The organism is Chitinophaga sp. 10T418 (assembly GCF_056394125.1).
In genome coordinates, this window is the sequence record NZ_JBFTHG010000001.1 from 472910 (window position 1) to 484481 (window position 11572).

Consider the following 11572-nt stretch of genomic DNA (forward strand, 5'->3'; position numbering starts at 1 on the left):
ATTTTTTCCAGGAAAGCATCCAAAGATTAGTTTAAGGTGCTAATAAAAGCTGAATCAGATTGAATAATTGCCAACGACACTTACCAATAGGTGTAAAACTTCAAACCTTAGTCAGCATCTTATATAATTTTGCTACGGCTTTTTTTTCATAGGCTTCTGCGAGTGAAATAATCATAATAGTTCGCCTCATATTTTTCCCAACAATGGGGATACCCACTACGGCCTGGTCGTTTACACTGGTTTCACTCAATATGGTATGCCAATGCCCGGTTTTTACAATTTCAAATAGCGTAGGTATATCATTTATTTCCATACAAATATTCGGGGTCAGATTTTTTTTCCTGAATGACTCCTCAATAAACTGTATGGTGCTGGAACCATCGAAAGGTAATACCAATGGCAGCCTGGCTACTTCATTAAGTGAGATATTGATTTTTTTGGCCAGCGGTGATTTTTTAGACGTTACCAATACCATATTTGATTTTAAAAGTGTTTGATATTTCAACTGAGCATTATTGGTTTTTTCATTGAATGTTAAAATAAAATCGAATTGATGCAGGTTAAGTTTTTCGAGAAGATCTTTTGTGGTGCCAAATACCACCTGGATTTTAATATTTGGATGCTGATTTGCAAATTCAATCAATGTTTTGGCAAAGAGGATCCGCATGGAGTAAATTACACCAATAACTATTTTTCCGGTATTCAAATTTTTCAAATCCTGTAACAGCAATAAACCTTCATTAGCTTTATTTATGCTCTGCAAGGCATATTTACCAAATAGGTTACCAGCTTCAGTAAGCGTAATTCTTTTTCCAATACGGTTAAACAGTGGCACATTTAATTCATCTTCCAGTTGCTTAATTTGTTGTGATAAAGTACTTTGGCTAATATTCAAAGCCTTGGCAGCCTCGGTAAAATTTAATGAATCTTTAGCTTTCAAAAAATATTTGAGTTGTCTTAGTTCCATTTTTCTAAATCGGTTTTTTAGATTGTTTTCATCTAAAAATAACGTTTTGACAATAAAAGCAATATGTGAATATTTGTGTAATAATACTTAAACAACACCTTTTAACTTTTTAATAAATTAATTATGAAATTAAAACTAATGGCATCGTTTTTCCTTTTGACTGCTTGTTTTACTGCGTTCGGCCAGGAAAAGCAGAGCACAGATGTGGCCGAAAAAGGCTTAATTAAAATATCCGTCTTGTACCCCTATGCCGAAGGTAAAATCTTTAATATGGAGTATTATGAAACGAAGCACATGCCTATGGTAGCAGCGTATTTAGGAGCAAATTTGGTTAAATATACCATTGAGAAAGGGCTTGCCGATGCGATTCCTAACCAACCATTGCCGTTTATGGTCATTGGCACATTTTATGTCAAAAGCTTAAAGGCTTACCAGGCGGCTATGGGGCCAAACAGAGATGCCATTCGTGCAGATATTCCAAAGTATACAAATATCATTCCTGTCATTTTTGTGAGTGAGGTTGTAAACTAAGTAAAAGAGGCAAGTAATTTACTTATCAGAACGCGCGCATAAAAACTCAATTTCAGAGGCTTTGTATTTAGTCGGCTTGGGCGGAAACGGAAAGGATGTTTTATAAGAAAGTACTAAAATGTGCTAACCCAGCTACTGATTTTTTAAGTTTTTACTTAGATAACTTAATACGTTTTTAGACGGCTTATTACACGAGTAATAATTTTACACTGTCGACTCTCTGTTTGAGATTTGGGAATACTACAAGAGCACACGGGCGGTATTAGCGATTTGTTGAAAGAACGTGTTGATAAGAAGATGGTATTTGAGCGGTTTAAACTAAGGGGCTCCCAACCCTGCTCACCCTCTAAGTGTATGGACGGGATACTAGAAGCCCTTCAGTTCTAAGACCTGTTTGTTCGGCGATGGGCGGACCCCATACCTCTTTTATCTCGAAGTTAGATTAGAATTTTTTTCAAGGTAAGCTGTTGATTGTCATATATTTGAATTTGCTAATCTCCGTAAATCCATCAAGAAAAAGGTTCGGATTTTGTACTGCTTGGGCAACAAAGCACGCTTCACATCAACATGTGAAGCGTTTTTATTTTCACCCTGTCCCTGCGTTGCAGTGATGTTAGTTGCAGATTATTTTTTCGCAGACCCCTTGCGTTTTCCAAAACCCCGTTGTATATTTGTCTACAATTATAGTAGACTAATAGAAATTTACCACCACCAAACGCCGGTATCTCCGGCAAAAGTCTTTGTCCCACCATACAAAGCAAAGCTGAATGATTCTTTAATGACGTTGCTTCAATCAAGCAACCGGGAGTTACTATTAAATATTTTCAACCATGAATCAGCTATTGCACAACAATAGACGCAGTAAAAAAGTGAACGCCGGCAAAACAAGATCTGTTTGCTGTTGCTGCTGTTGTTGTTAGGCCTTTCCTAATCATCCCAAAATGAATGCATCTGTATGGCGCGCAATAGGGCCATCAGGATACTTATTGCCCTGTCTGTCCAACATCTAATTTAATTTGTATGTCCAAAAATTTACGATCCGCAGTCTGGTATGCTGCGTTATTATTCTTCGGCAGCCATGTGTTTGCGCAGGCGCCTGTGTTATTAAAAGGAAAAGTAATTGATAGTAAAACACAGGAAGCGTTGCCCGGCGCCTCCGTACGTGTTAAGAATGGAAAATCAGGTACACAAACAGATGCTACCGGAACATATCAGCTAAGCCTGACAACCTTACCAGGTACCATCATCGTTACCTTTGTAGGATATCAGCCCCAGGAAGTAGTCATCACAAAGAATGATCTTAACAACGTGATAAAGCTGGAACAACAGCAGGCTTTATCAGAAGTGGTGGTAACAGCTGTAGGTATAAAAAGTGCCACCAGGTCACTCGGCTACAGCGTAGGCGAAATAAAAGGCGCCGCATTGAAAGACAGCCGCGAGCCTAACATTGTATCTGCCCTGAGCGGCAAAGTGCCTGGTGTGCAGATCAATAATTCCGGTGGTTCTCCCGGAGGATCATCTACCATTAAAATCAGGGGGAATAGTTCCTTACTGGGAAGTAATGCACCGCTATTTATTTTAGATGGCGTTCCTATAGATAATTCTATTCAGGACATACTTCCCATTTCCAACAGCGTTTCCCTGGCCACACCTTCCAATCGAGGGATTGATATTAACCCAGGCGATATTGCCAGTGTAACGGTGCTGAAAGGCCCCGCTGCGGCTGCATTGTATGGTATCAGGGCCTCCAATGGTGCTGTAGTGATCAACACCAAAAGAGGAACTGCTCTTACAGATAAAACATTTGGTGTGAGCTATAGTGGCTCCTTTACCGTTGATAAAATTAATCGTCGTGTGCAACCGCGACAAACAAGTTTTTCCAATGGTATTGGCGGACAATATGTGAAACCCGGTACCACCGGATCTGATGAAAACTGGGGCGCATTACTGGATACATTGACCTACAGTTCACTGCCCAGCAACTTTGACAAAAATGGAACGATTGTAGGAAAGAGCGATCCCAGCTCCAATGGCATTCCGGTAAACAGGTATAATAATATTGATAACTTTTTCGTCAACGGCTATACGAATGACCAGCATATCAGCTTCTATGGCAATACCGGGAATGCAGGATATTATTTCTCTTATGGAAATCTGAAACAGACAGGTATCATTCCTACAACTGATTTTTTCAGACATACTTTTCGTTTCAATGGTGACTACACTGTGAATGACCGGCTGAAAGTATCCGGTGGACTCAACTACATCAAGGATGGTGCAGATAACCGGGCACTGATGGGTGGATTTAATACGAACGTTGTTCGTGCATTAATTAACTCACCGGCAAATTTTGATATTACAAACGGGTACTCCAAACCCTGGGAACATCCGGAGTCATATAAGCTGCCGCCCACCAGCGCCAAGCCCTGGGGCGACAGCCGTTCCTACGCAAATGGCATCGGATGGGACAATCCATACTGGTCGCTCAACATGAACCCGCAATCGGATGAACTCAACCGATTTATCACTTTTGCAGAGGCAAGCCTGGATATCACCAGCTGGTTAAAGGCCACCGCCCGCTATGGCATTGACTATTATACCGATGTAAGAAAAGGTGCTTTTAGTCGTGGTACCTCCGGCGTGGCAACAGGCACTATCAACGATGTGAATTACACCCGGAGAGATAATAACCTGGACGTATTGCTGGTGGCTGATAAGAGAGTGAACAGAGATCTGAACCTGACAGTAGTGGCAGGTTACAATTATTATAATTCCTGGAAGAACCAGGTAAATACCCGCGGTGATGGCCTGACCATCCCAGGCAATTTTAATATCTCCAATGCTTCTTCTACCCAAACATTTAATCAAACTATCCGAAAGAAGCTGGTGGCGGGGTATGCAGATGTAAAACTGGATTTCAAGAAATGGTTATACCTGGAACTGACCGGCAGAAATGAATGGACCTCTACACTGGCAAAAGGTAAGAATACTTTCTTTTATCCTTCTGCCAGCACCAGTTTCATCTTTACAGATGTGCTGCACTGGAATAACAGCATCCTGAATTTTGGTAAGATCCGCGCTACTTACGCACAGGTAGGAAATGATGCCGATCCCTATTCTCTTGAAACCTACTATGTGCCTACTACCAGTGCCGGCTGGATACAGAGTGCGATCAGCTTTCCTTTTAATGGAAAGCAGGGGCTCAGTTATAGCTCCACCATCGGTAATCCTGATCTGAAACCAGAACGTATCAGTACCTGGGAAGTTGGACTGGACCTGCATTTCTTCCACGATAAAACACAACTGGAAGCGGTGTATTATAATAACAGCAGTAAAGATCAGATTATTCCGGTTACGCTGCCATACTCTACCGGTGCCGCCTATACGCTTATTAATGCCGGAAATATCGTTAACAGAGGTGTAGAAGCAAGTTTGCAACAACGCATTGTTAGCGGCAGAAAATTCTCCTGGACTGCCACCGCATTATTTAACAAGAATATCAGCCGGGTGAATTATATCACGAATAATATTTCCAGTGTTAGTTTGGGTGGTATCTGGATGGAAGCACGTGGTCAGGCCGGACAGCCGTATGGCGTATTTTACGGTACCGATGTGAAACGTAATGCAGCCGGTAAACCCATCATCAATGACGATCCGTCCAGCGCTAACTATGGCTACCCATTAGTGAACAGTGCGTTTACAAAAATAGGAGACCCCAATCCTGATTTTAATGTGGGTTTGCGGAATGAACTCAGATATGGCGCTTTTACTTTTTCCTTTTTGCTGGATGGCCGCTTTGGATTTGACATCTTCAATGCACCGCGTTTACAGATGGTATTTAACGGTGTAGATGAGTCTACGGTAGCAAGAGGCAGCAAAACTGTTTTTGACGGTGTTACCGCATCGAAAGGAGCGCCTAACACGATTGAAGCAGTGTTGTCCCAGGCATGGTACAGAAACACTTTCAATATACAGGGACTTTACGTAGAACATGATCTCTACTGGATCAAACTGAAAGATGTAAACCTGACTTATGCGTTACCGCAGCAAATACTAAAGCCTGCACATATATCTGCTGCCAGTGTTACGCTGACTGCGAGAAACTTCCTGCTGTCTACCAATTATACCGGCAGTGATCCGGATCTGGGTAGCCGGAATGGCTTGTCAAATGCCGCCGGTATTGACTTCTGGACAACGCCCAGCACACAAAGTTATGGCTTGGCATTGAATGTATCTTTTTAACCAACTAAGTAATCCTGAACATGAAAATATATCATCAACATATCGGCCTTTTATTCATTGCAATGAGTATGCTGTTAATACCGGCGTCCTGCTCGCTGGAAGGAACCAATGTTAACCCCAACGCCTCTACGCAGGTATCTGTGAGCGCCGTATTAACCGGGGCAGAAGTGGCACTGGGATTTAACCTGGGCGTAAATGCAGGGCTTATTGCCAACATCTATATACAACAGGCTTCGGGCGCTAATGGGGATGCGGCTTCCTTTGATAATTACGCTTCCTCTATTCAATATTTTGATCAGACATGGAAAGGTTTTTATGCGGATGTATTGGATGAACTGAAGATTGTAAAGACGACTGCGGCGCAGCAGAAACTTCCTTATTATAGCGGTATTGCCCGTATACTCAGCACCTATGCTTATGGAACATTAACAGATCTGTTTGGAGATATTCCCTATAGCCAGTCACTCTATGGCAACAATGTTACCAACCCTGTTTATGATAAGCAGGAAGATATCTACAAAGCATTGCAGGGACAGCTGGACTCCGCTATCCTGGAGCTTTCTGTTCCGGTAACAGACAACCAGGGCGCGTTACCGGCCACGGATGATGTGATATATGGTGGCAATGTGGAACGCTGGAAATCGTTGGCGTATACGCTGAAAGCAAGATATGCGATACATCTTACTAAAATAAATTCCGCAGAGGCGGCGCAGCAGGTGTTGAAAGCATTATATGATGGTACACGATACAGAGGCATAGCAGATAATTCTTCTGATGCCCTGGTGGTATTTGGTGCTTCTACTACGAACGCGAATCCTTTTTATCAGCAAAATTCCAACAGGCCGGGATGGATAGGACTGGGAGCATCTTTCGTTAATCTGTTAAATGGCAATGAAGTAACAGATGCTGCTACCAAGCCGGAAGGGCCACTGGTAGATCCAAGACGGGCTTATTTCGCTACGCCTTATCCCACCGGCAGCGGTACTTACAGAGGTAGCGCACCGGGAGTGCCAGGCGCTTTTTCGGTCATTGGTTCTTTTTATGGTACCGCTACTTCACCTGTTATCATCAGCAGTTTCTCGGAAGCAAAATTCCTGGAAGCAGAAGCCAGGTGGCGCATCAATCCTGCGGATCCATTGGTGAAAACTTCCCTGGAAGCGGCGATACGTTCTTCGTTTCAGCGGGTGATCAGCAACCCTGCTGATCCCTATGCTACAGCAGATAAACAAACCGCCTATATAACGGCCAAGACTACACTGAGTGGCGTTGCCAGCAGTGATCTGAATACGATTGTCACGCAAAAATATATCGCGTTATTTCTGCAGCCGGAGGCATGGTCAGATTATCGTCGTACAGGATATCCGGCATTGCCGCTGGCTAAGAACGGTACCAGTGTAGCCAATCCAAATGGACAGATACCGAGGCGAATTCCTTATCCGCAGAACGAACAATCACTGAATAAAAACACGCCGGCAGGATCAGGATATCAAACACCTGCGTTGTGGTGGGACAAATAATCTATCAGCCAACTTAACTCATTAACAAATGAAATTTTCATTCCCTTCCGGACCTTTTATTTCATTGGCCCTGCTGAGTATCGCAGCAGGCGCCAATGCGCAGCATAGCCCGCAGCAGCGTTATGCCGGCAAGATAGGGCCCACGCTTTCGCAAACGGTTATTAGTCCTGCTCCATTTAATCCGGTGGCGCCTGCAGGCGCGCCTAATATCATCTACATTATGCTGGATGATGTGGGCTGGGGCGCCAGCAGTGCATTTGGAGGACTGGTATCCACACCGGTTTTTGATAGTCTTGCTAATAATGGCTTACGATATACCAACTTTCATACGACTGCCATCTGTTCACCTACACGTGCTTCGTTGTTAACAGGCCGTAATCACCATTCGGTGAATGTGCCTACGGTGATAGATGCAGCAGTGAATCTGCCAGGGCATAATGGTTATATGCCATTTGAAAAAGGAACTGTGGCGGAAATATTAAGAGAAGATGGTTACAACACCTACGCCGTAGGAAAATGGCATGTTACACCCAGCCCGGATCTTACACCGGCAGGGCCTTTTAACAGATGGCCTACCGGGCGTGGATTTGATGCTTTCTTTGGCTTTATGGGGGGCGAAACGGATCAGTATACGCCGGCACTCTGGGAGAATACCGTAAAAGTAGAACCCGATCTGCAGGGAAAGCATCTGACCACGGTATTGGTGGATAAAGCTATTTCCTATATCGCAGGACAGCATTCGGCTGCACCTGATAAACCCTTCTTCCTCTATTTTACGCCCGGCGCCACGCATGGTCCGCACCAGGTAGATAAGTCGTGGGTAAACCAATACAAAGGTAAGTTTGATGCCGGCTGGGATGCTTACCGGGAGCAGGTATTGGCCCGTCAGAAAAAACTGGGACTTGTACCGGCCAACGCCACGCTGCCACCACGAAATCCGGGCGTGAAGCCATGGGAATCACTTTCCCCTACAGAAAAGAAAGTGTTTGCCCGCTTCTTTGAAGTGTATGCAGGATTCTTATCGCACACCGACTACGAAGTTGGGCGATTAATTAATTATTTACGTGAAACTAAACAGTTGGATAATACACTGATTGTGCTCATTATCGGCGACAACGGCGCCAGCAAAGAAGGCGGTCTCAGTGGTCATGTGCATGGCATTAATGAATATATTGACGGTAGTTTGTTTACGGAAAGTTACGAGAGCAGAATAAAAGAGATTGACAGCTTGTATGATAAAATCGGCAGTGCAGATTCCGGTCCTAATTATCCCGTAGGCTGGGCGCAGGCAGCCAACACACCTTTCCGCTACCTGAAGCAGGATGCTAACAGCGAAGGCGGTACGCGTAATCCACTCATTATTTTTTATCCGAAGCTGATTAAAAAAGGTGGTATCCGTACGCAGTATTCACATGTGAACAGCGTTACTCCTACGGTGCTGGAACTGGCGGGATTAAGTATTCCCAAAGTCATCAACGGTTATCCACAGGATACACTGGAAGGTATAAGTCTTGCTTATACCGTTAACAAGGCCGCCGCTCCAGGCAGGCATCATGTACAGTATTATGAAATATCCGGTGGCCGTTCTGTTTATAAAGACGGGTGGAAAGCCGCTGTGAGTCATAGTCGTGGTACTCCATTCTCTGGTGATAAATGGGAGTTGTATCATCTCGATGAAGACTTTAATGAGCAACATGACCTGGCTGCCAGCAATCCGGCAAAATTAAAAGAGTTGCAGGATCTTTTTGATGCAGAGGCATGGAAGTATAACGTGTATCCATTGTTGGGAGACACTTCCCGTCTTACGCCGGCTATTCTTACCAGGGGCCCATTGGACGGACGTGCACGCGCCATCCTGTATCCCGGGCTAACACAGGTGCCTTCACGTTCTGCACCATTTCTTTCTGAACAATCATTTGAAATTAAAGCAGACGTGGAACTGAATGATGCAAAGAACGAAGGTGTGTTGTTAAGTATTGGTGGCCGGTTTTCAGGCTTCACTTTTTTTGTGCAAAATGGAAAACTGAAAGCGGTACATAACATCAACGGTAAGCTGACAGATCTTACTTCCGGCAAAGATCTTCCGAGCGGTAAAGTGATCCTGCGGTATGCGCTGACGTACTCGCCGGCGCAGCGGTTGACAGATCCTGCAGGTACGGAAGCCTTGTATATCAATGAAGAAAAAGTAGCGGAACGGGCTATCACAAAGGCGGATGCTACCATCACTCCTTATGATGAAGGCCTGGATGTAGGCAGGGATCAGGGTTCTGCGGTGTCACCGTTGTATAAGTCGCCCTACAATTTCACCGGTAAGCTTAATCATATAGAAATTATACATCCTTCATCTTTAAAACCTTAATTATGACAATCACAGATGTAGCTATACTGACAAAAAAAATTGCCATCGGGATATTTATATTCCTGGTACCGCTGGTCATCATTTCGGGTACCATCTGGTTGCTGCATTTTTTACTTAATCAACCTCATTAATCACGAAAAAATACATCTTATGACAACAACAGCAAAAACACCAACACAGGTGATTCTGAAGGATTCCCTGATTAGTCTGCTGCTCTATGTATTGCCCATATCGCTGATGTTTGGGTGGTTTTATATCAATGGCAGCAAGCCATGGGCAACAGGAACAACGGAACATCTTTCTTTCCGGGCTCCTGCATTCCTGGAGGCGGTATTTAATAACCTGAAAACCTGGGGACTGCCGGCCATTATGCTGGTAGTGGGTATCGTAGAATTTTCTGTTGGGTTGTATGAAAACAGGTGGACTAAGAATGAACGTATCCTGGATATAGTGTGCTTCATTTTACCGAGGATTGTGTTGCGTCCTATGATTGCTTACTTCGGTTTGCAGCTGTTGCCACTGGTACTACCCAACGCAAAAGATGCATTTGTGTGGGTGCCGTTCTGGTGGGCTTTTGCCATCATGGCGGTAGCCGATGATCTCACCCAGTACTGGTATCATCGCTTGCATCATCAGTTGCCGCTCTTGTGGAGATTTCATCGTACACATCACTCCGCACCCTATATGGGCATGGCGATGACGAGCAGACAGAATATTATTTACACCATGTTTTTTTCGCAGATATACCTGACTGTTACGTTGACTTATTTCGGATTAGGCTATGCTGCCCTTTTTGTAGGCGGTATTAAATCACTGATTACAACAGCGGCACATTCCAGCATCAAATGGGATAAACCATTTTATACGATCCGTTGGCTGAATCCCGTTGCCTGGGTGATGGAGCGCCTTATATCCACGCCGGCTACGCATCATGCGCACCATGCGGATACGACAGATGATGGCATCGGAAATTACAAAGGCAATTTTGGAAATATGTTTTTTATCTGGGACCTGATATTTGGGACCGGTATTATTACGCGTCAATATCCGGCCGCATATGGATTGAAGCATTATAAGGAGGAAGAATGGTATGCGCAGTTGTTGTGGCCTATTTTTAAATCGAAGAAGGAAGGTAGCGAGTTGGCGAAGAACGGACCGGAAGTAGGAGATGAGATTCCGGTGGCCGCAGTGGCGCAACATGCGGCGGCGGTGTAGTGTATTTAAAAGATAAATGGCAAAAGGGGAAAGTTCCGTGAAGGGGCTTTCCCCTTTTGCCATTTATCTTTTTTAGCGGGGCGATAGTAATTTAAACTATATATTTACCCCCGTATTCCACCATCATCTTAAAAATTAATATCAGCCATGCCAGCCAACGAGGGGCTAACAGATGAAGAGTTGCTGTTGTTGCTGCAAAAAAATGACGAACAGGCATTGACGTTGTTATACAAACGGCATTGGCAACCGCTGTTTTTATCTGCCTACCAGGTGCTGAAAGACAGGGAAGCCTGTAAAGACCTGGTACAGGAGCTGTTTACAGAGCTCTGGCAAAAAGCTGACCGCATCCACCTCACCGGCTCTCTTAAAGTATATTTATCTGCCAGCATCCGTTACAAAGTGTTCCGCTACATCCGCCAAAATCCGGTGCGGGAAGAATTGTTTGAGCATATGCTGGAGAGAATGGAAACTGCTTCACCGGAAAGTGAACTGGCGGTGAAGGAATTACAGGTTTTGTTGAACTCCCTTATTGACACCCTCCCGGAAAAATGCCGGGTCATTTTCCGTATGAGCCGGGAACAACATCTTTCTTATAAAGAGATAGCCACCCAATTGAATGTATCCGTTAAAACGGTGGAAAACCAGATCCATATTGCCCTCCGTAAGTTGCGTACTGCGCTGAACTACGCTATTGTAGTACTTTTTCTCCTGCATAAATAAGCCCGTCCGAAAAATATTTTT

Annotated in this window: 8 protein-coding genes; 7 read left to right on the forward strand and 1 reads right to left on the reverse strand. The window is 44.2% G+C overall.

What is annotated here, in order from left to right; genetic code table 11:
- Positions 1–100: 100 nt before the first annotated feature.
- Positions 101–967: a LysR family transcriptional regulator gene (locus AC1DCV_RS02000; protein ID WP_477021593.1), complete on the reverse strand. Its 867-nt coding sequence runs from the start codon at positions 965–967 to the stop codon at positions 101–103.
- 123 nt (positions 968–1090) lie between these two features.
- Between AC1DCV_RS02000 and AC1DCV_RS02005 the strand changes: the two genes are divergently transcribed.
- From AC1DCV_RS02005 to AC1DCV_RS02035, 7 genes are all read left to right on the forward strand, one after another.
- Positions 1091–1498 carry an EthD family reductase gene (locus tag AC1DCV_RS02005; protein ID WP_477021594.1) on the forward strand — a complete coding sequence of 136 codons (408 nt, stop codon included), beginning with the start codon at positions 1091–1093 and terminating at the stop codon, positions 1496–1498.
- Positions 1499–2518: 1020 nt separating this feature from the next.
- On the forward strand, positions 2519–5740 hold the full coding sequence (locus AC1DCV_RS02010) for a SusC/RagA family TonB-linked outer membrane protein (protein WP_477021595.1): 3222 nt from the start codon (positions 2519–2521) through the stop codon (positions 5738–5740).
- A gap of 20 nt (positions 5741–5760) precedes the next feature.
- Positions 5761–7257 (forward strand): SusD/RagB family nutrient-binding outer membrane lipoprotein, encoded by a 1497-nt coding sequence (locus tag AC1DCV_RS02015; RefSeq protein ID WP_477021596.1) that lies wholly within the window; start codon positions 5761–5763, stop codon positions 7255–7257.
- A gap of 28 nt (positions 7258–7285) precedes the next feature.
- The gene (locus AC1DCV_RS02020; RefSeq protein WP_477021597.1) at positions 7286–9616 is read left to right on the forward strand and encodes an arylsulfatase; all 2331 of its coding nucleotides are present in this window, start codon (positions 7286–7288) and stop codon (positions 9614–9616) included.
- Between the two features lie 2 nt (positions 9617–9618).
- Positions 9619–9747: a hypothetical protein gene (locus tag AC1DCV_RS02025; RefSeq protein ID WP_477021598.1), complete on the forward strand. Its 129-nt coding sequence runs from the start codon at positions 9619–9621 to the stop codon at positions 9745–9747.
- A gap of 19 nt (positions 9748–9766) precedes the next feature.
- On the forward strand, positions 9767–10831 hold the full coding sequence (locus AC1DCV_RS02030) for a sterol desaturase family protein (protein WP_477021599.1): 1065 nt from the start codon (positions 9767–9769) through the stop codon (positions 10829–10831).
- A gap of 147 nt (positions 10832–10978) precedes the next feature.
- On the forward strand, positions 10979–11551 hold the full coding sequence (locus tag AC1DCV_RS02035) for an RNA polymerase sigma-70 factor (RefSeq protein WP_477021600.1): 573 nt from the start codon (positions 10979–10981) through the stop codon (positions 11549–11551).
- Positions 11552–11572: the final 21 nt, after the last annotated feature.

Coding starts and splice junctions, on each gene's coding strand:
- AC1DCV_RS02000 (WP_477021593.1), bottom strand. CDS start 967: ATGGAACTAAGACAACTCAAATATTTTTTGAAAGCTAAAGATTCATTA.
- AC1DCV_RS02005 (WP_477021594.1), top strand. CDS start 1,091: ATGAAATTAAAACTAATGGCATCGTTTTTCCTTTTGACTGCTTGTTTT.
- AC1DCV_RS02010 (WP_477021595.1), top strand. CDS start 2,519: ATGTCCAAAAATTTACGATCCGCAGTCTGGTATGCTGCGTTATTATTC.
- AC1DCV_RS02015 (WP_477021596.1), top strand. CDS start 5,761: ATGAAAATATATCATCAACATATCGGCCTTTTATTCATTGCAATGAGT.
- AC1DCV_RS02020 (WP_477021597.1), top strand. CDS start 7,286: ATGAAATTTTCATTCCCTTCCGGACCTTTTATTTCATTGGCCCTGCTG.
- AC1DCV_RS02025 (WP_477021598.1), top strand. CDS start 9,619: ATGACAATCACAGATGTAGCTATACTGACAAAAAAAATTGCCATCGGG.
- AC1DCV_RS02030 (WP_477021599.1), top strand. CDS start 9,767: ATGACAACAACAGCAAAAACACCAACACAGGTGATTCTGAAGGATTCC.
- AC1DCV_RS02035 (WP_477021600.1), top strand. CDS start 10,979: ATGCCAGCCAACGAGGGGCTAACAGATGAAGAGTTGCTGTTGTTGCTG.